General features: G+C 61.7%; 19 protein-coding genes and 3 pseudogenes. 9 read left to right on the forward strand and 13 right to left on the reverse strand.

Translation table 11 applies throughout. The features are described from left to right. Positions 1-26: 26 nt before the first annotated feature. The 6 genes and pseudogenes from USDA257_RS30910 (at position 27) to USDA257_RS30940 (ending at position 5,875) form a co-directional block, all read left to right on the forward strand. Positions 27-2,354, forward strand: coding sequence for a heavy metal translocating P-type ATPase (locus tag USDA257_RS30910; RefSeq protein WP_174900829.1), 2,328 nt, complete (start codon positions 27-29; stop codon positions 2,352-2,354). A gap of 114 nt (positions 2,355-2,468) precedes the next feature. After that, positions 2,469-3,506: an alpha/beta fold hydrolase gene (locus USDA257_RS30915; protein WP_086018071.1), complete on the forward strand. Its 1,038-nt coding sequence runs from the start codon at positions 2,469-2,471 to the stop codon at positions 3,504-3,506. A 12-nt stretch (positions 3,507-3,518) separates the two neighbouring features. After that, complete coding sequence (locus USDA257_RS30920) at positions 3,519-4,100, forward strand: NAD(P)H-dependent oxidoreductase (protein WP_014857937.1); 582 nt, start codon at positions 3,519-3,521, stop codon at positions 4,098-4,100. A 282-nt stretch (positions 4,101-4,382) separates the two neighbouring features. Further along, positions 4,383-4,673 carry a hypothetical protein gene (locus USDA257_RS30925; protein WP_015633543.1) on the forward strand — a complete coding sequence of 97 codons (291 nt, stop codon included), beginning with the start codon at positions 4,383-4,385 and terminating at the stop codon, positions 4,671-4,673. Positions 4,674-5,127: 454 nt separating this feature from the next. Continuing rightward, positions 5,128-5,559 (forward strand): YeeE/YedE family protein, encoded by a 432-nt coding sequence (locus USDA257_RS30935; protein ID WP_014764615.1) that lies wholly within the window; start codon positions 5,128-5,130, stop codon positions 5,557-5,559. Further along, positions 5,556-5,875: pseudogene (locus USDA257_RS30940) on the forward strand (DUF6691 family protein). The gene USDA257_RS30935 and the pseudogene USDA257_RS30940 overlap by 4 nt, the downstream one beginning before the upstream one ends. A gap of 256 nt (positions 5,876-6,131) precedes the next feature. Here the strand turns inward: USDA257_RS30940 and USDA257_RS30945 are convergent. The 7 genes and pseudogenes from USDA257_RS30945 to USDA257_RS30975 all read right to left on the reverse strand — a co-directional run bounded on the left by USDA257_RS30945 (position 6,132) and on the right by USDA257_RS30975 (position 14,577). Continuing rightward, complete coding sequence (locus USDA257_RS30945; protein WP_014857941.1) at positions 6,132-7,373, reverse strand: efflux RND transporter periplasmic adaptor subunit; 1,242 nt, start codon at positions 7,371-7,373, stop codon at positions 6,132-6,134. 4 nt (positions 7,374-7,377) lie between these two features. After that, positions 7,378-9,741: an ABC transporter permease gene (locus USDA257_RS30950; protein ID WP_014857942.1), complete on the reverse strand. Its 2,364-nt coding sequence runs from the start codon at positions 9,739-9,741 to the stop codon at positions 7,378-7,380. Positions 9,742-9,744: 3 nt separating this feature from the next. Continuing rightward, positions 9,745-10,149, reverse strand: a pseudogene (locus tag USDA257_RS30955) (ATP-binding cassette domain-containing protein); the annotation flags it as partial. A 147-nt stretch (positions 10,150-10,296) separates the two neighbouring features. Continuing rightward, a complete protein-coding gene (locus USDA257_RS30960; protein ID WP_014857944.1) occupies positions 10,297-10,551 on the reverse strand; it encodes a DUF2933 domain-containing protein in 255 nt (84 codons plus the stop codon). A gap of 44 nt (positions 10,552-10,595) precedes the next feature. Beyond that, positions 10,596-11,231, reverse strand: a complete 636-nt coding sequence (locus USDA257_RS30965; RefSeq protein WP_014857945.1) for a Spy/CpxP family protein refolding chaperone — start codon at positions 11,229-11,231, stop codon at positions 10,596-10,598. A gap of 93 nt (positions 11,232-11,324) precedes the next feature. Beyond that, positions 11,325-13,700 carry a phosphoketolase family protein gene (locus tag USDA257_RS30970; RefSeq protein WP_014857946.1) on the reverse strand — a complete coding sequence of 792 codons (2,376 nt, stop codon included), beginning with the start codon at positions 13,698-13,700 and terminating at the stop codon, positions 11,325-11,327. A 220-nt stretch (positions 13,701-13,920) separates the two neighbouring features. After that, complete coding sequence (locus USDA257_RS30975; RefSeq protein ID WP_014857948.1) at positions 13,921-14,577, reverse strand: CBS domain-containing protein; 657 nt, start codon at positions 14,575-14,577, stop codon at positions 13,921-13,923. Between the two features lie 335 nt (positions 14,578-14,912). Here USDA257_RS30975 and USDA257_RS30980 point away from each other — a divergent pair, with 335 nt between their 5' ends. The 3 genes and pseudogenes from USDA257_RS30980 to USDA257_RS38140 form a co-directional block, all read left to right on the forward strand. Further along, positions 14,913-15,107 carry a hypothetical protein gene (locus USDA257_RS30980; protein WP_014857951.1) on the forward strand — a complete coding sequence of 65 codons (195 nt, stop codon included), beginning with the start codon at positions 14,913-14,915 and terminating at the stop codon, positions 15,105-15,107. A gap of 8 nt (positions 15,108-15,115) precedes the next feature. Continuing rightward, a complete protein-coding gene (locus tag USDA257_RS30985) occupies positions 15,116-16,714 on the forward strand; it encodes an ABC1 kinase family protein (RefSeq protein WP_014857952.1) in 1,599 nt (532 codons plus the stop codon). A gap of 62 nt (positions 16,715-16,776) precedes the next feature. Beyond that, positions 16,777-16,953 (forward strand): annotated as a pseudogene (locus USDA257_RS38140) (methionine adenosyltransferase); the annotation flags it as partial. Positions 16,954-17,433: 480 nt separating this feature from the next. Here the strand turns inward: USDA257_RS38140 and virB11 are convergent. The 6 genes from virB11 to USDA257_RS31020 are packed head-to-tail and all read right to left on the reverse strand — an operon-like array spanning position 17,434 to position 22,393. After that, positions 17,434-18,423 (reverse strand): P-type DNA transfer ATPase VirB11, encoded by a 990-nt coding sequence (virB11, locus tag USDA257_RS30995; protein WP_014857954.1) that lies wholly within the window; start codon positions 18,421-18,423, stop codon positions 17,434-17,436. Positions 18,424-18,433: 10 nt separating this feature from the next. After that, complete coding sequence (virB10, locus tag USDA257_RS31000) at positions 18,434-19,606, reverse strand: type IV secretion system protein VirB10 (protein ID WP_037457198.1); 1,173 nt, start codon at positions 19,604-19,606, stop codon at positions 18,434-18,436. Between the two features lie 9 nt (positions 19,607-19,615). After that, positions 19,616-20,470, reverse strand: coding sequence for a P-type conjugative transfer protein VirB9 (gene virB9, locus USDA257_RS31005; protein ID WP_014857956.1), 855 nt, complete (start codon positions 20,468-20,470; stop codon positions 19,616-19,618). Continuing rightward, the gene (locus USDA257_RS31010; protein ID WP_014857957.1) at positions 20,470-21,141 is read right to left on the reverse strand and encodes a virB8 family protein; all 672 of its coding nucleotides are present in this window, start codon (positions 21,139-21,141) and stop codon (positions 20,470-20,472) included. Before USDA257_RS31010 ends, virB9 begins: the two co-directional genes overlap by 1 nt. 4 nt (positions 21,142-21,145) lie before the next feature. Beyond that, the gene (locus USDA257_RS31015; RefSeq protein ID WP_014857958.1) at positions 21,146-21,421 is read right to left on the reverse strand and encodes a hypothetical protein; all 276 of its coding nucleotides are present in this window, start codon (positions 21,419-21,421) and stop codon (positions 21,146-21,148) included. Between the two features lie 36 nt (positions 21,422-21,457). Further along, the gene (locus USDA257_RS31020) at positions 21,458-22,393 is read right to left on the reverse strand and encodes a type IV secretion system protein (RefSeq protein WP_014857959.1); all 936 of its coding nucleotides are present in this window, start codon (positions 22,391-22,393) and stop codon (positions 21,458-21,460) included. Positions 22,394-22,396: the final 3 nt, after the last annotated feature.

A 22,396-nucleotide genomic window follows, 5' to 3' on the forward strand; every position in this document is an offset into this window, starting at 1 on the left:
TTTCACGAGATCTGTCGGAGAGCACCTTGACTAGAAGCCGAGTTTTCGAGCCGTTTTGGCAAGGAGAAGCGCTGGGCAAGCGCCTTCTCCTTGCCGTCATCGCTGTAGCCTTGCTCTCCGGCACAGTCGCCTGGCTCGCGGACCGGCCCGATCTCAGCGCCTCGTCCTGGGCTGCCGGCACCGCGGTCATCCTTGCGAGCCTCCTTACCGAGATCGCGATCAGTCTCGGAAGGAAGGAATTCGGGCTGGATCTCATCGCAGCGCTGGCGATGGGCGGCGCCCTTCTTCTCGGCGAATACCTGACCGGCAGCATCGTCGCACTGATGTACACGGGTGGACAGGCGCTCGAGGATTTTGCTCAAAGGCGCGCACGCCGAGAACTGACGGCGCTACTCAATCGGGTACCGCGCATCGCCGCTCGCTACGCGGATGGGCAGTTGCAGGAGGTTTCCGTCGAAGAGTTGAAACCTGGCGACCGGATCCTGGTGCGCCGTGGCGAAGTCGTGCCGGTCGATGGAAACGTGATGGATGGCGTCGCCGTTCTGGACGAGGCGGCCTTGACGGGCGAAGCCCTGCCGGTCCGCCGCCGATCCGGCGAGCCGGTGACGAGCGGCACGACGAACGCTGGCGACGCCTTCGAAATGCTCGCCGCGAATTCGGCGAGCGATAGTACCTATGCGGCAATTGTCAGGCTGGTGGAGGAGGCAAGAGCCGCGAAGGCGCCGATGGTTCGGCTTGCCGACCGCTACGCGCTGGTGTTTCTCACGATCACGCTCCTTCTCGCCGGCGGCGCCTGGGCCGAGAGTGGCGAAGCGATCCGGGCGCTCGCGGTCCTGGTCGTTGCGACACCGTGCCCTCTCATTCTCGCGGTCCCGGTGGCGATTGTCTCCGGTGTCTCCCGCTGCGCCGCCAAAGGCGTGCTCGTGAAGGGCGGCGGCGCGCTCGAGATGCTTGCGCGCGTGAAGACGGTGATCCTCGACAAAACCGGGACAATTACCGATGGCCGGGCCCGTCTTATCGAGGTCAAGTCCCGCACCGATCTCGACCCTTTGGAAGTGCTGCGTCTGGCCGCATCGCTGGATCAGGGCTCGCACCACGTCATCGCCCGCGCGCTGGTCGCAGCCGCAAGAGAGCGGGGATTGCGGCTGGCCGCACCATCTGGATCCCGTGAAGAGGCGGGCTCCGGCGTGACCGGCTGCATCGACCGCCACGAGATCGCGGTAGGCGGCTGGGATTTCGTCAGCGCCAGGATCGAGGAGACCGCCTTCTCGCGAGACATCCGGGAGTGGATCAGGAGGGATGGCACCGTTTCGGTTCTCGCCGCGAAGGACGGAACTCTGGCGGGGGCGTTTCTGCTTGCGGACGAGGTCAGACCGGAGGCCGGCAGCGTGCTGAGGCGATTGCGCGAGGCCGGCGTCGATCGGATCGTGCTTGCGACCGGGGATCGCACCGAGCTCGCGGAAAGCCTTCAGTCCTTCCTCGGGTTGGACAGCGTTGTCGCCGAATTGAAGCCGGAGGACAAAACTCGGATTGTGGAAGCGGAAAGATCGGCAGGACCGGTGATGATGGTGGGCGATGGCGTCAACGATGCGCCGGCTCTCGCAGCCGCCGATGTTGGGGTGGCTATGGGCGCGCGCGGGGCGGCTGCCTCCTCGGAAGCGGCGGACGTCGTGATCCTGGTGGACAGGCTCGATCGCCTCGTCAGCGCCATCAGCATCGCGCACCGGTCACGCAGCATAGCCCTCCAGAGCGTCTATATGGGCATGGGCCTGTCCGTCGCTGGCATGTTTGCGGCTGCCTTCGGCTACCTGACACCGGTTCAGGGTGCACTGCTGCAAGAAGCGATCGACGTCGTCGCCATCTTGAACGCGCTGCGCGCTCTTGGAAACCCTAAGCGCGGCTGGCGGAAAACAACACAATTACCGCACGCGGAGCTCATACAGCTCGAAGCCGAGCATCGTGCCCTGATGGACGTGGTGGACGAGCTACGCCATACGACCGAACGCATTCAGAATCTGCCGAAAACGGAAGTCCGTAAGGAGCTTGCGGACCTGGACGCCCTGCTCCGTCGACGTCTTCTGCCGCACGAGCGGCAGGACGACGAGGAACTCTATCCGAGACTGCGCAGTCGGGCGGCCACGCCGGATGCCCTTGCCGGCATGAGTAGGGCTCACATGGAGATTCAGCGTCAGGTCCACAGCCTGACCTCCCTTCGAAAGGCCCTCGGCGCGCACGGGCCGAGCCCGGCGCAGCGCTACGAGATCCAGCGGCTGCTCCACGGGCTCGAAGCGATCACCCGGCTACACTTTGCCCAGGAGCAGGAAATCTATCGCTTGCTCGAGGACGAGCAGTAGGAAAGAGCGGATCGAAATCGGCCGATCGCTGTGCATCTCATCGGTCCGTTTGAGGGACATCAAAGTCCTTCGGGCTCAACCCGACTAGGATATCCGCAAGTTTGAATTCCAAGGATGGCGGCCATGGGTCGGATCGGGTGGGAGTTATCAGCGGTCTCTATCGCTGTCGTGGTCGCAGGCGGGCTGGTTTTCCTGTCCTACAGCAATGACATCGACCGCGCGCGTTTTGCGGTCGCCAGTGGCGCGCGAGTTGCGAATACGGCCGCAGGTCCGATCGAATATGCCGAGCGAGGTGAAGGCACTCCGCTCCTGTCCATCCACGGTGCAGGTGGCGGGTGGGATCAGGGGCTGACCAACGTTGCCGATCTTGTCGGAAACGGCTTTCGCGTCATCGCTCCGTCGCGCTTCGGGTATCTGGGGACGCCGATTCCGTCCGATGCGTCGCCCGCCGCCCAAGCGGACGCCCATAGGGCGCTGCTCTCCGAGCTTCAGATCGACAAAGCCGTGGTCGTCGGTGTCTCGGCGGGCGCACGCTCGGCAATCGAACTGGCGCTTCGCCATCCGGATAGGGTGTCAGCGCTCATTCTGATTGTCCCTGGAACCTACGCGCCCGAGAGTCCAGTGATGGTCGAGGGGAGTCGTGGCAGCGCGTTTGTCTTCTGGCTGGTCAATACCGGCGCCGATTTCGCCTGGTGGGCGACCGAAAAGCTTGCTCCGTCAATTCTCATCCGCTTCCTCGGGGTGCCCCCTGAAGTTGTTGAAGCGGCCCCCGAAAACGACCGAAATCGCGTGATGGCCATTATCCGCAGCGTCGAACCGCTTTCGCGGCGCTTCCCCGGCATTAACATCGATAGTGCGCCCGATCTCCACCGGCTGCCTCTCGAGAAGATCGCCGCTCCCACCTTGGTCGTCTCGGCCCAGGATGATCTTTTCAACACGCTCCCCGCAGCCAAATTCGCGGCCGGCAGCATTCCGGGCGCGAAGTTGGTCGTCTACGACACCGGCGGGCATCTGCTCGTTGGAGATGGGGAGGACGTTAAGAAGGCGGTCAGCGATTTCCTTGCTCAGACAGGCACAATGCAACCTTCCGGGTCCCGTGGCGGGCCGTCTGTTTGGCCAAATTCGCCCGCACCGTCGTCGACGCGGTCATGAGAGAGACAGCAGATGACCAGGCGCGTCACAATTGTCCAGGGCCATCCGGACCCAGCCGGGCAGCACCTCCTGCACGCCATGGCTGACGCTTATGCCGATGCTGCCACGGCAGCGGGACACCAGGTGCGCCGCATAGAGGTGGCCAAGCTCGAGTTCCCGCTGCTGCGAACCCAGGAGGATTTCGAGACCGGGGCATTGCCACCCGGCCTGGAGCAATCGCGTGAGGATATGCGCTGGGCAGAACACTGGGTCTTTCTGTTTCCTCTTTGGCATGGAACGATGCCCGCCCTGCTCAAGGGCTTTCTCGAGCACATCTTCAGGCCGGGCTTTGCAATGGAATACAAGAAGGGCGGCTTTCCGAAGCGGCTGCTGGCCGGACGCTCCGCCCGCATAATCGTCACAATGGGAATGCCGGTGCTTCTTTATCGGTGGTATTTCGGCGCCTATGGCGTGCGCAGTTTCGAGCGTAGTATGCTGGGCTTCGCCGGAATCAAGCCTATTCGCGAGAGCTTCTATGGCCTCTCGTTTGCCGACGAGAAGGAGCGCTCTCGCTGGATCAAAGACATGCGCGACTTCGGCAGACGGGCGCGCTGACTTCAACCTCAAAGCGGGGAAACTCATTCCTGCTGGTCAGATAGAAAGGTCGCCAGTTACCCAAGGCCGTTTGAACGCGGCGGCCCCTCAGCGCATTCTCCTCTGCTAACGACCCGGTCGCTTGAGTGCAACACGAACAGATCGCCCGATCTACCTTTACGAGAGGCTCGCGATTGGAGACCGACTTTGAGCTTGATCAAGGAGTTTCTGTGCGCGCGAAGCATAATGCTTGAGTGAACACAGATTGGTGGCTCCACTCGCACGCGTGCCGGGAGGACGAAAATGCCCTTGAAGTTGGTCAGTGGAATGATGAAGGCATCGGGTGACGAGGCGCTTCTGATCATGGGAAGAGACGTCGGAGGCGACGAGATCGTTCTTGTTACGAAGGAAGCGCTGCTCGACATCGCCGATCCGCCGCTGTGCAACGAGTGCCGCCTGCAGGAATATGTCTCAGTCTTCAGCGAAATCGCGTCTCACAAATTCGATGGCAAAGAGCTCACGTCTGCTGGGTGCGTGACAGTAACTGCGACTGATGTGTCTGCTTGGAAAGCTCTTCACCCGGACGCGGCTTGAGATGTGTTGCTTGCAACCCTGGCCGGTGACACGAACGCGAGTTGCAGGTGACCCCAATAGGACCTGGCTGCAATGAAGCGAATAAGCGGTTTTCAAAGCGCTGTCACCGTTGCTCTCCTTTCGATGGTCGTCGGCGAGAGCGCCGCGGCCGATCGACTCCGCGGCCGCGGCATCGCTCAACGCTGGTGCAGCGAATGTCACGTCGTTGCACCTGGACAAATGCGCGGCTCTGATACGGTTCCGACATTCGCTCAAATTGGTAAATCGGAGCCGTTTGATGAGGCGAAACTTTCGGATTTCTTGGCTGCTCCTCACCACTCCCGCATGCCCAATCTGTCGCTGACACGTTCCGAGATTGCCGATCTCGTCGCGTACATCAAGGCGAAACGACCTTAGTTGATTCTACTCCGGCCGAGGAGAACGACGTCCGACCTGAGAACGTAGTGTGAGCGCAATGACTGAAATAAACTATCTCTGGCCCCTGGCAGGCGGCCTCCTGATCGGCCTGTCGGCAGGCCTCTACCTTCTGCTGAACGGAAGGATAGCCGGGATTTCCGGCCTCGCGGCCGCCGCAGCCGGCTTGACCCATGACGGCGACAGCAAGTTGGGACTGGGTTTCCTCGCCGGCATCATCGCAGGCGCTTGGCTGACGGCCACGCTCGTCCGCCACCCCGACATCACGCTCACGTCTTCGCCAGCACTGCTGATTGCCGCCGGACTCATCGTTGGCTATGGCACCCGGCTCGGATCGGGCTGCACGAGCGGCCACGGCGTTTGCGGGCTTGCGCGGCTTTCGCCGCGTTCGCTTGCCGCCACAGCAATCTTCATAGCCGTTGCGGGCGCGACGGTCTTCGTCACCCGCCATCTCGTTGGAGTCCAGCCATGAGGGCCCAGATGTTAGCAGCGATCGTGTGCGGGCTCATCTTCGGGGCGGGTCTGGTAATCTCCGACATGATCAATCCCGGACGTGTGCTGGCGTTCCTCGATGTCGCGGGTAACTGGGACCCGACGCTGGCCTTTGTCATGGGTGGCGCGCTGATCCCTTCTGCCGTGGCCAACATCATCCGCAGCCGCGGCTCGGCTCCCTTGCTCGACAGCCGCTTCTATGGGAGGCCGTTCTCTTCGTTGCGGCAATGCTGATCGGCATGTTGGTTTACCGCTTATCACACCGCCAGCGTCTTCCGAACTACTCGGCAAATTGAAAGTGTATTCCCTCCGCTTGGGTGAAGCGTGATGTGGAGGCACTTTGTGGATGGGTAAAGCCGGCCGCCGGAGCGAACCGCAGCAGGTGAGCTGCACAGCAAAGCGATCAGCCATTCATGCCGCTTCCAGGAAGAGGCAATAAACGACTAACGAGGCTCCAGCATCAATGTCGGTTTCCTTGCGCGAACCGGACCTCAGCCGCGGGGCCTCCGACGATCTCCATGGCGAAGTGGTCCGGTCAAGGGTACGGCGGCGTCAAGCGCGATTGTGCCGCTCTGCCACCATCGTGCCGTCGGCCACACGGTCGCTCGGATGGAGCACGACCCGGTCCCCTGGCGAGAGCCCCGACAACACTTCCACCATCCTGCTGTTTCGCTGTCCAGTGCGGACGATCGTGGCTCGGGCGCGACCGTCGCTCACCGCAAAGACAGCCCAGTCGTCCCCCCGCCGAAACAGCGCACTCACGGGTATCGCGAGGGCGTCTTCCGATTCCCAAATGGATACGTGGACGATGACCCGGAAGTCATGGCCAAGCCGAGACCAGGAGTCGGGCGGATCGACGAGATCGACAACGGTGCCGACACGCTGCTCCTCGATTCCGAGAGCCGAAACCTTCACGAAGCCGGCGGGATCGATGCGCTTCACTCGGTCGCGCAGGGCCGGTCCACCCCAGCCGTCAACGATGACCGCAGCACCGGGGTCGATCTGGACGGCCTCGCTCGAGAGGAAATCCGCGACTATCTCGAGGTCCTTCGGATCACCGAGCTCGATGAGCGGCGCGCCAGCCTGAACGACCGCTTCGTCCTCCTGGACGATCCTGAGCACACGGCCGTTCACGGGTGCGCGGATTTGGACGCAGCAGCCTTCGCCGGTGCTTACATCCGCCTCGGGCGATCCGGTGAGGCGTGCCGACGCCACCGCCTGCTCTCGCCGCCGAACGTCAAGCTGTGCCTTGGCAGTCGCGAGTTGCGCTTCAATGGTATCGAGATCGAACCTGGCCCTTTGCAAGTCACGTGCAGAAATCGTGTTGGTGCGTGCAAGCCCCTCGGCGCGCGCAAGTTCGGCACGAGCGAACCTGACTGCCGCTTCGATACGGCGGATTTCTGCCTCCGCCAAGGTGATGATAGCATTCGCGGCGACGACGGCTGCCTGCAGTTCCGCCCTGGAGCGTACATCGAGCAGGCCTGGGGTCACCGGCTGCATGATCGCCACTACCGTCTTGCCCGCAATCACTTCATCGCCGACGTGAAGGGATGTTTCGTCATGGCCGTCCGGAAGGGAGATTCTGAGAACCTTTCCGGTCACGGGCGCGGTGACCGTGTAGACATGCCGGACGCGTGTTCTTGCCTCTTCGTCGATCGTCACCGCCATCGGCGCCCTCACAGCGGCGGCCATGTCCACGGGGATCGGCCGCGGCCAGGCGAACCAGACGGCGGCAGCCGCCGCCGCCCCGACAGTGGTGAGCCATCCGGCCCGTTTCAGCCATTTCGCTTGCATGGCCTTATTCCCTGGTTTTGAGCACGGACACCAGGTCCAGCTCGTAGACGCGACGCCCGACGACAAGCGCCGAAATCAGTGCCGCGAAGAAGATGACCGCGGTCGCCAGCACATAGGTGGCATTCTCGACGACGAGGGGCGCGCGCATGAGCTCCCCGGCAAGCTGCTTGTTCATCACCAATGAAAGGCCGTAACCGATCGCCCAACCCGGCGGCTGGGCAAGCGCGACGATAGCGGCCAGTTCGAGCAGAAGAATGCGCATCGTCTCGCCCTGGCTGAAGCCGAGGACGCGCAGGGTCGCCAGCTCTCGCGCATGCTCCGAAAGCGAGATGCGGGCGCTGTTGTAGACGACGCCGAAGGCGGTCACGACGGACAACCCCGTATAGATGCCCGCCATCGTCGTCACAATGATCGCCAGGCTCTGACGGAAATTCACGAGGGACACACGCTGCAGCGCTACCCCCGCAACCGTCGGCATCCGCTTTATGGCCCCGTAGAGCAGATCAAGCTTGCCGTCGTCCACGCTGAGATGGACGCCATTCACCGTCGGGGCCTCGCGCAACAAGCGGGAAAGAGCTTGGGCATCCATCATCGCGGCAATGCCGAAATAATCCTCCACCAGGGCGGCTACGGTCAGTTGAATCGTCCGTCGCCGGCCGTCGAGCAGGTCCACTTCGACGGTGTCGCCCACGCGCGCATCGAGAAGGCGTCCCAGATAGGCGGAAATCGCCACCCCTGCCTCCGGCAGACTGACAGTGCGCAGATCAACGTCGATGATCCGGCTCAAGTCCGCTCCGGCGGGCCTGCCGGAGAGCAGCGTCCTGCGCTCGCGGCTTCCCTTTCGGATGCGGATAGGAACCTGGCGATAGGGTTCGACCGCGAGCACGCCGGGCAGTCTGCTCACGTCGAACAGGACGGCCTCGGGCCGCTTCTCCACGAAGCTGATCGTGGCATCCTGGCGATCGGCCATGAAGTAGGTCACGTCGATCAGTTCCTCCATGGCATTCCCAACGAAGAGTGAAACGACGAGAATGCCAGTCGCAAAGGCCATGCCGAGCGTCGCAAGGGCCGCCCGGATCGGCTTCCTCGAAACGTTCCTGAGCATCATCATCGTACGCGGTGAGACGACGGAGCCAAGTGCGGGCCATCCGAACAGCAAGGGCCGGAATGACGGAGGAGTCGGAGGCTGCATCGCGACTGCAGCGGCCAACGAGACGATCTCGCGAAGGGACCGAAACGCCCCGCCGATCCCAGCAGCTATGCTGAGGACCGCGGCGAGGACATAGACATCGGGATTGTCGGCGAAGACGAGGAATGGGAACCGGTAGTACTCGCCGAAAAGCCGCGTCACGTAGACGCCGAGCCAGGTCCCCGCCGCGCTACCGATCGCGATGCCGATGAAGGCAATCGCGGCGACGAATTTCAGATAGTGGGCAACGATGCTGGTATTGAAGTACCCCAACGCCTTGAGCAGCCCGATCTGCTCCCGTTCGAGTGCGACCAGTCGGCTTAGCGTCAGGTTCACGAGGAAAGCGCTGACGATGAGGAAAATCGGCGGCAGCGTGCGGCTCATGTTCCGGAGCATATCGAGGCCGTGATCGAGATAGGCATGTGACGTCTGATCTTTGCGTCCGTAGGCGGCACCGCCGCCGTAGCGATCGAGCAGGTCGTCGAGTGCGCCGATGACCTCGGTCTCAACCGCATCCGGCATCAGCTTGAGGCTGACCGAGGAGAACGCGCCATCGAGACCGTAGGCTTCGGCCAGGGCGCGCTCCCACATCCAGATCACACCGAAGCGGCGATCGTCGGGCATCCGGTCGCCCGGTCCGATCGCGTAGACGTATTCCGGCGACAATGCGATACCGACGATGGTAAGCTCACGCCTGCGGCCGTTTAGCGTGGCCGAGAACCGGTCTCCCGGCTCAAAGGCGTGAGCTTTCGCAAAGCTCTCATTGACCATCACCTCATTAAACTGACTTGGGCCAGGCAGACGGCCGGCTCGCATATAGGGCCGATTGAGCTGCGGTGGACGATCCTCCGGAAGCGATATGAAACGGCCAGTCGCCGGCTCGCGAAAGTCCGGGATGTCGAGCAGCGCGAATTCGGCGATGCGGGCCTCGACCGCGGCGACGCCCGAGATCTCGGCAATCTGAGCGACAAGCGTATTCGGAGCCCCTGTCACCTCCGCGAAGACATCAGCGAACTCGTACCGTTCGTAGTAGGCGGTGCGCGTCTCATCCAGCGACCTGAACGATCCGATCGACAGCACGAGGGATGCGACACCGCCGGCTATCACTAGGGCAATGGCGAGGACCTGACCCCAGAGCCGCCTCAGATCCCGCTGCAATTTGGTGTCGAGCGTGGCCATGCATCACCAGGTCAATGCCTCGGCGGTGAGCCGCCGCTCATTCACTTGAATTCTCGAAATCGTTCTGTCAGCAAAGAAGAGCACACGATCGGCGACCGCCTGAATGCTTGCGTTGTGGGTAATGATGAGCGTCGTGGTGCCAAGCTGGGTGTTGACGTTGATCAGCGCGTCGATCACGCGGATCCCAGTCTTGGAATCCAGTGCGCCCGCCGGTTCGTCGTAGAGCAATACCTCCGGGCGTTTGGCTATCGCCCGCGCAATGGCCACCCGCTGCTGTTCTCCCCCCGAGAGCTGTGCGGGAAAGTGGTTTCGCCGGGCATCGAGTCCAACGGGCGCCAGCGCCTCGTGAGGCTGGATGGGGTTGGGCGAAATCTCGGTGACGAGGGCGACGCTTTCGTAAACGGTCAGGAGACTGAGATCACGCAGTGCCTGCACGGCAACTTCGCCGGTCAGGCAGGTTCTCGCGAGGGACCGCGCGCGAAATATCGTCTCCGTCATTGTCTCCTCCGCGGGCGCGCGGGACGCAGGAGCGGTCGCCTTAATCCCGCATGCGCCTCAGCGGACCTCGGGTGCACCGCGGTGCGACAGACCGCGCTTGTGTGCGCCATGGCCGCCATGACCATGATGAAAAATATGCAGCAGGGGACAGGCAAGGACGAGCAGATAAGGAAGAAAGCCGAGGGCGTGCACGCGATGCTCGGAGACGAGAAGAAATCCGCCGATCAGTAGAAAACCGATCAGCACGATCCCTGTCTTGGAGCGCCAGAAGCCTGCAGGCTCCGCAACATCTCTCTCATGTTCGCCGTGCAAACCGGCGTTGGCTGCCGCCGCTGCTCATACGAATGGTCTCCCTCTTACATCATGCCCATCATCGGAGGCACGAGCAGTCTGTCAGCCTTCTGTTTCTGCGCTCCATCGAACGACTGATAGAGAGGCGCGAGAACAGCCTTCAACTTGCGCACGCTTTCGAGGCGGCTGTTCAGAATGCCTTCCCTGACTTCGATGCGCTGCAGTGGGGTCGCGGCGGCACCGCCCTGGTCGCTCATAGCGCCCGGCATCTGCATCATGCCGTCCGGCAAGCCGCCGACATTGGCGCGCAGAACCTCGGTGAAGGCGTTCCAAGACGCCTCCTGCTGAGGCGTTACCTTGAGTTCCGTCTTCAGGAACGCGATACGTCCCTCAATGTGTTCGGGGGCCATCATCTGGGCCATCGCACTCATGCCGGTCTGCCCCGCAGATGCTTGGCCGCCCATCATGCCCATGGGGTCTTGTCCGCCGGCCATCATCCGCATCATGCCGGCCATCATGTCACCGCACATCATGCCACCTGGCATCCCGGCGACCGGATTTGCGGCGGGAACCGCCGGCTGCACAGCTTCTTCGCTGATCTGCCCGGCTGTGGCCTCGGGATGGTGCGCGTCTTTTGCAAAGCCTGGCGTGCCAAGCATAAGCATTGTGCTCGCCAGCAGGATCGTCCGCAGTGTCGCCATTTCGCCTCTCCTAACCTTCGGTAAAGGACTTCCTTCAAGGTACGACGTCTGGGACGATCTACATTGACGCAGATCAAGTTCTCCAAGCATCCGTCACTGCGCGTCAGCGGCGGATGCCAACCATCGCCAGCTCCGTATCTCCGGCAAGTCCTCGCCATTGTCGCGGATGTAGGCATCATGTTCCGCGAGCTTGCTTTCGACGAAACGGGCGAAGCCTTCTCGCGCCGCTGCGAGCGACGGCACGCGCTCGACCACCGCCTCGGCGAGATGGAAACGATCAAGCCTATTGAGAACGGCCATGTCGAACGGGGTCGTAGTCGTGCCTTCCTCCTGGTAGCCATGGACATGGAAGTTGGCGTGGTTGGCGCGGCGATAGGTCAACCGGTGAATGAGCGCGGGATAGCCGTGATAGGCGAAGATCACCGGCTTGTCGGTCGTGAACATCCGATCGAATGCATCGTCCGCAATGCCGTGAGGATGCTGGCTGGGCGCCTGCAGCGCCATCAGGTCGACGACGTTGACGACGCGCAGCCGCAGCGAAGGAAATGTTTCGCGCAGGATCATCACGGCCGCAAGCGCCTCCATGGTCGGCACATCGCCGGCGCAGGCGACCACCGCATCGGGGTCGTGTTCGTCATTGGACGCCCACTCCCACACGCCAAGGCCGGTCCGGCAATGCGCGACGGCCGCGTCGATGTCCATCCACTGCAACTGCGGCTGTTTGCCTGCGACGATCACGTTGACGTAGTCGCGGCTCCTCACGCAGTGATCGACCACCGAGAGAAGCGAGTTCGCATCCGGCGGCAGATAGATGCGGATGATGTCGGCCTTCTTGTTGGCCACATGATCGATGAAACCGGGATCCTGATGCGAAAAGCCATTGTGGTCCTGCCGCCAGACATGCGAGGTCAGCAGGTAGGTGAGCGACGCGATCGGCCTTCGCCAGGGAATCTCGCGGCAGACCTTCAGCCATTTTGCGTGCTGGTTGAACATCGAGTCGACGATATGGATGAAGGCTTCGTAGCAGGAGAAGAAGCCGTGCCGACCTGTCAGCAGATAGCCCTCCAGCCAGCCTTGGCAGAGATGTTCGCTCAGCACCTCCATGACACGGCCGTCGGGCGATAACTGCGTGTCGCTCTCGAGGATCTCGCCCATGAAGGCGCGATCTGTCGCCTCGAAGACGGACGACAGCCGGTTCGATTCGGTTTCGTCGGGCCCGAAGATGCGGAAGTTCCGGTCTTCCGCGTTGAGTTTCAGAACGTCGCGGAGGTAATGGCCGGCGACGCGGGTCGACTCCGCGGTCTGGGTGCCCGGAATGTCGATCTCCACCGCGTATCGACGGAAATCCGGCAGATCGAGGTCTTTGAGGAGAAGGCCGCCATTGGCGTTCGGATTGCCTCCCATGCGGCGTTCGCCCTTTGGCGCGAGGTCCTTTAGGTCGGGACGAAGCCTGCCATCCTCATTGAACAGTTCTGAGGGCCGATAGCTCTTCAGCCACCCTTCGAGGATGTCGAGATGTTCCGGCACGTCCGCGAGCTTTGCGAGCGGCACCTGATGCGAACGCCAGGAACCTTCGGTCTTGTTGCCGTCGACCTCGCGCGGCCCGGTCCAGCCCTTCGGCGATCGGAAGATGATCATGGGCCAGGCAGGGCGGTCGGAAAATCCGGCGCTGCGGGCTTGCCGCTGGATCTCGGCAATCTTTCCGTGGGCCTTGTCGAGCGCTGCCGCCATAAGCTGGTGCATCTGTCGCGGATCCGCGCCCTCGACGAACAGCGGTTTGTAGCCGTAGCCCCTGAACAGCGCCTCCAGTTCCTCATGGCTGATGCGGGCGAGAACGGTTGGATTGGCGATCTTGTAGCCGTTGAGATGCAGGATCGGGAGAACGGCTCCATCTCGTGCCGGGTTGAGGAATTTGTTCGAGTGCCAGCTCGTCGCGAGCGCTCCCGTCTCTGCCTCTCCGTCGCCGACGACGCAGGCAGCGATCAGGTCAGGATTGTCGAAGACCGCGCCGTAAGCATGCATAAGGCAGTAGCCGAGCTCGCCGCCTTCGTTGATCGAACCCGGCACCTCGGCCGCCACATGGCTCGGAATACCTCCCGGATAGGAGAATTGCGTGAAGAGCTTCCTAAGACCGGCCTCGTCCTCCCCAACGTCCGGATAGAGCTCGGAGTAGGTTCCCTCGAGATAGGTGTTCGCCACAAGGGCAGGGCCTCCGTGCCCCGGCCCGGTGACATAGATCATGTTGAGGTCATGCACCTGAATCAGCCGATTGAGGTGGACATAGAGGAAATTCAAGCCCGGTGTGGTCCCCCAGTGGCCGAGCAGGCGCGGCTTCACATGCGCAAGCGTGAGCTTCTGCTTCAGAAGCGGGTTGGCGCGAAGATAGATCTGGCCGACCGAAAGATAGTTTGCGGCGCGCCAATAGGCGTCGATCCGGTCCAGAAGGTCGGGCGAAAGGCTATCGGTCATCGGGAGAGCTCCTGGCTTGGGGTTTCGGTGACGGCGCCTGCAAAGATGATCGGTTCATCTGCCGCGGTCACTCGGACCTCGATCATCCTGAGTGGCGGCTCGCCCAGTATAAATCTTCGGATGACAAGCGGACGGATGACCTGCCGGGCGACGCAATTGCCATTTACTGTGGTGGGCAGTACCGGCTAAAACCACACCCGCAGCATCGTCGATTAGGCGCTCAGGTAGCGATAATACGCAACTTGTTCCTGACGCCCCCCGCACCGCTGATCGTCTGGGCAGCCACTCGGGCCGCCTCGCGTTCCGCTTCGCTTTCGACCTGCCCCCACAAGCTGACGGTTCCATTCTCGACAGTCACCTCGACTGCCCCTCCGTCGAGCCCGAGATCGGAACAAAGCCGCGCCAGGACGGCACGCCGCATCGCCTCGTCACCTCCGGCTATCGCATCAGGCACGGCGGCAGCGATCGCCCGAAGAATGTCGCTTCGGCTTATGATGCCGACCATCTCTTCAGCTCGCATGACTGGAATCCGCTTGATCTGGTTGGCAGCCATTATCGCGCCGATGCGGCCGAGAGGCGCGTCTTCATCAACCGTGACGACACGCTGGGTCATCACGTCACCGACGCGCCAGCTATGTGTCTTGGTGAAGGCCTCCGGTTCGGCTTTGTCTCGGATGGCGCTCGGCCATGCTGCCGATCCCAGCTCTGCACGCCGCAACAAATCGCCCTCCGACAAAATGCCAACCAACTTGCGGTCGTCGTCGCATACAGGCAGTCCGCTTATTCGATTTTCGAGCATAGTAAGTGCAGCATGGCTTATACTGTGCTCGGGACTTACCGAAAGCACCTTCTTGGTCATGATGTCTTTGGCCAGCATCGCATCAAACTCCCATGTCGCCTCGCAGCATACGCCTTCCGGCGCAGCGGGCGATTGATCCCGATCAAAGAATTGGCGGCCGTAATGATAAGATCAGCACCGTGCAGCGTTGTCCCGGCGCACCCCTCCTGACGAGGCATTATCAAACATAATTCGCCGCTGCGGGTTTGATCTCGCTCAATGACCGATCCGCTCAGATGGAGAGAATCCAATCATGACTCGATCGCGCCCAGCCGTCCGTATAGGCAGCTTCACGCGCCTTTCGAAAACGGATGCCGCGGGGCGGAAATAACAGAGGCGACGCCGCCAAAGCCGGATCTTTGAGGAGAACGGCCATGTTGCATTCGAGAGGTTGCAGGTCCGAAGCGACCGCAGTTGTTCTGGCGCGCGACTATCGGTCGGTATGGCGGCAATGCCTGCTGACGCTCCTCGCCATCGCCTTCATGACCGCGGTCACGACATCTTACGCCTCGGCAGCGTCCGAAGATGAGAACATCAGCATACGAGATGAGGCACGGGCAACCGTTTGATATGTTAGATGCCGATATTCCGTATCTTTCACATCGTCTACGTGGCCATGGCGTTCGCACTGGGAACCGCCCTGCGGGGTCTTCGCCTTCTCCCCTCGAGTCCGCCCTCCTCCGAACGATTTCGCCTCAGTCTCGAACGCCTGGGCACGACGTTTATCAAGTTCGGCCAGTCGCTCAGCATACGCCGGGACATAGTGCCAGATGACTACGTCGTCGCCTTGCAGAAATTGCAGGACCACGTCTCGGCCTTCCCGACGAGCGTCGCCGTGCAAGAGATCGAGCGCGGCCTTGGCCGGCCCGTAGCCAAGATGTTTGCCGAGTTCGAGGAGACACCGCTTGCTGCGGCGTCCGTCGCGCAGGTGCACGGCGCTCGCCTTCGGGACGGGCGGAGCGTCATCATCAAGGTTCGCCGACCCGGCCTGAAACGCCAGATCAATCAGGACATGCGTTCACTATTCTGGCTGGCGCGCGTGGCTGCGGTGATCATTTCTCGCCTGCGCCACTATCAGCCGCTGCGCATCGTCACGGAGATATGGACTAACCTCCTAAAGGAGATCGATTTTTGCCGCGAGGCAAGAAGCATCAGGCGCTTCGTGACGGCCTTCGCCGATTGGCCCACGCTCAAGATTCCGGACGTGGTCGACGATCTGGTCTCGGAGACGGTGATCGTCCAGGAGCGAAGCCACGGCTTACGGATCGACGACGCATCCTTGAGATCGGACGGCCCTCGCCTCGCGGGAATCTTCGTCGATGCTTACCTGCATCAGATTTTCGTGTTGGGGGTCTTTCACGGCGATCCTCATCCGGGCAATCTCTTCGTCACCGGAGACGGGCGGATCTGCCTTCACGATTTCGGAATCGTCGGATTTCTTGACCGGGCCATGCGCCGCAAGCTTGCCGCCTTTGCCATGGCCTTTGTTCGTCAGGACGCCGACTGGCTCCTCGAGGCTGCAATCGATCTCGGCATATTGGGCGGAGAACTGGACCGGAGCGAATTTCGCCGCGGCCTGGTGGAGATCATCGGCGACTATGCGGCGCTGCCGCTCAAGGACTGGTCGCTGGCAGAGGCGTTCCTGCGCGTGACGCGACTCGGACAGGCGCAAAACGTTTTTGTCCCGCTGGACCTCCTTATCCTGATGCGGGCGATGTTTCTCGCCGAGCATACCGTCCGCATCCTCGATCCTGATTTTCAGCTTCTGGAAGCCCTGCAGACCAAGGCCCCTGGCGTATTGGAAGCGGCGATGAAGCAGGCCGATTGGGCAACCACGCTCAATCGCCTGAGGCTCGATGCAGCGGACACTGCGCGCGACCTGCCGTCGATGCTCAGCACATGGGTCCAACAGCTCGCTCGGGAAGGCAGCGGCCTGGGGCTTACTCTGCATGTGCGCGAACTCAAGGGCCTGCATGAAAAGCTTGAAAGGAGCAGCAACCGGTTCGTGCTCGGCCTCATTGCCTCAGGTCTCTTCGTGTCGGGGGCGCTGCTCATGGAAACTGCGGGACCGCGTATTTTCGGCGAGGTTCCGGTATTCGCGGCGGTCGCCTTTGCGCTCGCGCTTTGGTTCACGCTTCGCCTTCTGCGCGCGATTGCCCGCTCCGGCAGGCTCTGAAGCCCAGGCGGCAAGCGGCAGTAGAATGCGTGACGTCGGTCTTAGGCGAAAGGAGATCAGCCATGCTTGCGCTGACGATATCGGACCTTATCGTAGTGGATAATCCGGTCGAGATCGTGGAACGGAAAGGCCTGGGCCACCCGGACACGATCTGCGACACCCTTGCCGAGACGCTTTCCCGCAATCTCTGCCGTCTCTACCAGCAGCGTTTCGGCCGCATTCTCCATCACAACGTAGAAGTCTGTTTTCGTCCGAGCGATAGACGGACTCAACAAAGCTGCCCTTATCTGCAGAGGCGCTCTGAACCTTTGGGCAAAGATCGGCCGTCTGGGATTTTCGCGATCCCCAGAACTCGCGGACGGAGCGTCCGATCTTGCTTCATTGCTAGCGACTGCCGTTCACAGCGGCATTTCCCCAACGTAACCATCCGTGACAGAACGCGAAGATCGCAGGTCGAGCTGAATGACTGCCTTCCTAACGTCCGTCGCCTTGAGTGGCTTCGAACCGCAGGCCCCAATTTGGATGCAGGTGGTTCGTTCGGTGCAATGGCGGCTGAATGTGGGCAATTGCTTAACGCAGTTCCGGCGCAGAGTTTCCGGTCAAAGCTTTAGGCGGGGTGCAGACCAAAACCCCATCGCCGTCATCTCGCAAGATCATCTACGCAGGCGTAGCTGTCTTCTGGTCGTGGGCGGTAGTTGCTGACGCCGACGGAAGATGTGTCAGGCTCGAAAGTAGATTTCTGTTGCTCGAAACCGACCGTCCATTCGCTTGCATTGGACAATGACGTCGATCGAGACCCTCAACAATCGATCGATGTCTTCGCGATCCAAGTTACGTCCTCCTTCGGATTCCTTCACAAGCAGCGTCAACTGTTGGAAGGCGAGCTTGGCGGAATCGGCATGCACGGTCGTTATCGATCCGGGATGGCCGGAGTTGACATTGCGGACATAGTAGAAGGCCGTGCCATCACGTAACTCTTGCAGCAAAATGCGGTCTGGCCGCATCCGGAGACAAGATTCCAGTAGTTCTTTGGGGCGGGCACTCGAAAGTCCTTGGGCGCCTTTCGAATAGAACAGGCGCACGTGGTTGGGCTGCGGAATAACCAGCTCGGGGGTGTCCTCGATCGAAATGATCCGCTCATGCTCCGGAATATGTTTGATCAGCGCTTTCGACAGCGTCGTCTTGGCCGATCCGGTTGCGCCTGAGATGATGATATTTTTCCGTGCGATGACGGCTTCCCGCAGAAAATCCTTGAAGCGACCGGTACGGTATAGTGCCAGCAAATTCTGTTCCTGCGTCGACGCCCGGTCGTTGGTCGCCCGCGTTTCGGAGAAAAACTCCCTCTGCTCCAAGTCGTCGAGCGTGAATTCGACCGAGGATGGCTTCCGGATGGTGATGCTGACCGTGTTTCTCGTGGTGGCCGGTGGAATGACGATCTGGATTCGTTCGTCCCCCGGCAGGGTCGCCGACAGGATCGGCCGCGTTTCATCGATGGATTGGTTGGAAAAACTGGCCACGGCTCGGGCAAGGCGCATCAGTTTTTCGAAGGAAAGCTCCGGCAGATCATGGGTCCGCCACCCGCCGGCACCCTCAGTCAACACCTGCCCGGGCCGATTGACGATCACTTCGTAGAGCGACTTGTCATCGAGGAACGGCGCGAACGGAGAGAGCAGTTCACGAACGACCGTCGCGTCGGAACCTTCGGTCATCGCCCTTACCCTACTTCGTCACGAGCGTTGATCGCGGGCCGAAGTCGCCGAGCACCGCCCGGTCGAGGACCTTGTTCCTCGGCTCGGTCGCCCGCAATCTATAAACACCGGAAAAGTCGAGATCGCGCGCCACGAAGATCGAGACGAGTTCACCCTGATGTTTGTTGAGCGTCGGCGGGATGTTGATCGATTGCTCGACAGCGATCGCCGCGGCCTGCTGGCCGGCGCTCGTCGTGTTCTGCGCGTCGACGTCGCTGTCCTGCAGCCGACTGTTCGCATAACTCGTGGCGTCGCCAACGATGGAAAGGAGAAGCGCACTTCCGAACCGCTCCCACCAATGCGTGTCGACATAGCCGTCTACGCCGGCGCGGCCGAGCGCATCCGTCGCCGGCGAGGCCAATGGGACGATGACGCCATTCGGGGTTTTCGCGCGGTTCCAGAGCACGAAGAGGCGCTTCTGTCCTCGCTGGAGGCCGCCGCGGTACTCGCCGAGAACTTGAGTGCCTTTTTCCATCAGCACGACCCGGCCATTATCCGAGAGGACATCCCGGTTGATAACGCAGCTGGTGAAGCCGGGCTGATCCGACGCTAGTGCCGTTTCCAGGACGCAGGGTATCGAGGTTCCCATCGCAACGATGAAATTCCGGTTGCCGAGCGTGCCGGCGCGCGAGCCCTCAAGCCTGGTCGGTCGTAGCAACCCGTTGAACCTCTGTTCATCGACATTGGCCGTATTCGGGCCCATCATGCTTCCATCGAACGGCACGAAATTGCTGTCCGCCGAAATGGGAGGATTTTCGGTGTCACGGTGCAATGTCGCGTTTTTCTGTCCGCCGCTATAGGCCATGACGGGCGCCCGCCGCGCCGAGTCGAGCAGTGGATCTTCCTCCTTGACCTCCTCGGTCACGATGGGGGTTGGTAGCTTCACTTCCGGCACTGGCTGAACGGGTTCCATTTTCTCCTTGGCCGGTTCGAAGTTCGTCGTTTGGCGGATGACCACCCGCTCCGGCTGGGCATTGTCCTGCCGTTTCCCTTCCCCGCTCATCGACCATAGGGCGAAGCCGACAAAGGCGACGACGGCAGCCGCAACCGCGCCGCGCTTCAGGACGGGATTGTTGTCGATCCTCCTGCCGGCAACCGTTTCGGCCCGCTCGCCGGGTATCCGGCTTTCGTCTTTCTGAACTATGACAGCCTCCTATTGCGCCGCGCTGGCGTCGGTCTTCACAACCCGCTCGACCGACGGCGAGGTCGTATTGGTGTCCGGATTGATGCCGACGCGGTCGTAGGCCTCGTTGAAGACGCAGAGCACGTCCCCTCCCCTGCGCAGGATGAACTTGCGGCTGATCGCGTGGACGAGAACCAGGTTGCCGTCGACAGACTTCGGAACCTGGCTCTCGCTGCCGTCCGAGTTCTCGATGTAGATGGCCGGCATTTCCTGGTTGCCAACGAAGGCAAAGGTCGTGACCTTGCCATTGTCGTAGACCGATTGTGGCTCCAGTGCCTGCGCCCCTTGCGCGGAGTAACGCCAGTTCCGAGGGCCATAAGCCTCGTGGATCGCCAGCACATTGTCGGCCTCCTTCGCCCCCGCGGCGATCGCTCGCGCCGCCGCCGCCTGGCGCCGGCGCTCGGCGTCGTCGGCGGGATAGCGGTACTTGACGTAGAAGTAGGTGTTTTGGCCGACCTCCACCTTGCCATCCCGCACCGTCAATTCCATCTGGTAGCTGCGGGTCGATCCGTCACGGCGGGTGGTCACGACGGAGATATTGGTGACCGGCTGATTTTCCCGCGGTTTGAGAAACAGGATGTTGCCCACCGGTGCGACCTCCCAGGCGACACTGTTGCCAAGCGCGACATGCGCGACCTCCTCGTCGGCCGCGAACTCGACCTGCACCGAGGAGCGCAGCGAACCGATGATGCGGGTGATGTTGTAGGGCTGGTAGTCGACGAAACGGATACGGTTGTCCTGCGACGCGCCGCGCGGAATTTCGAGGGCAGGCGCCGTGGAGGCGGAGACCGTAAGGAGGAGAGTGCAGATGAAAATAGTCCGCATCAGTTGATGGCCTCCGGATCGGCCCGGTATTCGCTGACCGCAAAACCGAGAGGGTTCACCAGCCGATCCGTCGATGACATCGGCGCGTTCACATAGGAGAAGGTGAGCGTCGCAACCCAATGGGTTGTCCGGACTTCTTCCCCGCGGGTGATCGTGCGCATAAATCGGACGGATACGACATTCGGATTGATCAGCGAGATCGAGGCAATGCTGATCCGCGCGGTGGCGCCGCGCCCATAGGTGTTCTGCGGCGACTCCGGATTGCTGCCGCGATAGAAGGCCGAAAACCGAGCCTGCTCCGGCTGCGTCGACAACAAGGCGACGGTGCGGAAATTTTCCTCCGCCTCGCTCCAGACATAGCCTTCGCGGCCCCGGACGTATTTCGCGGCGAAGTATTTGGTGACGGCTTCGTCGTAAGTGCCGGCCGTCGATGTCAGCGCCGAGACGACATCGACGATGCCCGTTGAATTGTCGACCCGCACGACAAACGGTTCCACCGTTTTCAGCGGCGTGAGGCCGGCGACGGCGAAGATCGAAGCACCGGCAAGAATGCCGGCTACGGTGGCAACGGACCAGGCGATGCGCGCCGAGCGTTCGACCTGGATCATGCGGTCCTGATCGAAGCGTCGCGCCTTCTCGAAATATGTCTTGAGTTCATCTCCGGAGACCATCGCGTCAACCCTCACAAGGACGATAGGATGCGTCGATGTCGAGATGGGCAAAGGTGGGAGGTTCCTTGCCCTCGTCGACATACGCGGTGGCGACGGACTGAGACGCCGCCGGTCGCGCATCGGACTGTTTCTGTTTGAGGTTGCTATTGTCTTCCCACTGCCACATCGAACGATTGAGAGGACGGCGCGAATAGCCGTCGCATTTCGGGAGCGGATAGGTCAGCGATGCGCAGCCGCTTAAGGCGGCCGCCATGCAGAGCAGCGGAAATGTTCTGATCATTCCTGGAGAGCCTTTTTCTTGTTCGTGCGAAAAGCGTCATGATCCGGAGCCTTTCGAGGTGAAGGTTCGACCAACGGCTCGGGCGCCACGTCCGGCCGCACGGACGGTATGGGACGCCGCCCAGGCGAGCGTGCTTTCGTGGGCGTCGCGTGCGGCGCCGTAGCCGTAGGTCAACGACGCCCCGCCGGCGGCAAGCGCCGAGGCGATGTTGGGAAGCTGATAGAAGACATAGAGAGCGGCGAGGCAGATGGCGCAAAGCGCGATCGGCCGCATCAGCACGTCGCTATATCCCTCGATCGCCGTGAAGGTGGTGTCGATGCAAGTGATCAGCAGGGAGCCGACGGCGACGACGAGAACCTGAAGGATCACGAAGTTCGCAAGCTGGCCGATCCAGGCCTCGGTGAAGCGTCGCGTCGACTGGAACATTGCGAGCGCCACGAAAATCGGGCCGATCGCGAGCACGATGGCAAGCGCCAGACGCGCGTAAAGCGAAACGATGTAGCCGATTGCGGCGACGATGAAGCTCGCGCCGATCACCATCATGCCGCCAACGCCGGTGACGATATCGACCGGCCAGGAGGCACGTGACCAGATATCGGTGGCTGAGGCCTGTCCCTTGTCGAGCAGGCTGTCGAAGGTCGATGCGCTCGGCGCCGTGCCGCTGTTCAGCGCCTGGGACACCTCGCGCGGAAGCACATCGAAGAAGATGTTGGTGACATAGGTCTGGTACTCGCCGGCGTTCTTCACCAGCATGACGATGATGGCGAGCTTGATCGCCCGAAATGCAAAGTCGAGGATCGGTTCCTGGACCGAGCCGCGAAGAACGAGATAGCCGTAGAGCACGATATAGAGGGTCACCGCTGCCGTCAGAGGGCCTGAGACCCACTCGGAGATGTTCGACGTTCCGGTGGAGATGAAGTTCTCCAGCGGTGTCTTGAACTGCTCGTCGACGAAGGCGAACACCTCATACATGGG

The organism is Sinorhizobium fredii USDA 257 (genome assembly GCF_000265205.3).
Taxonomy (GTDB): domain Bacteria; phylum Pseudomonadota; class Alphaproteobacteria; order Rhizobiales; family Rhizobiaceae; genus Sinorhizobium; species Sinorhizobium fredii_B.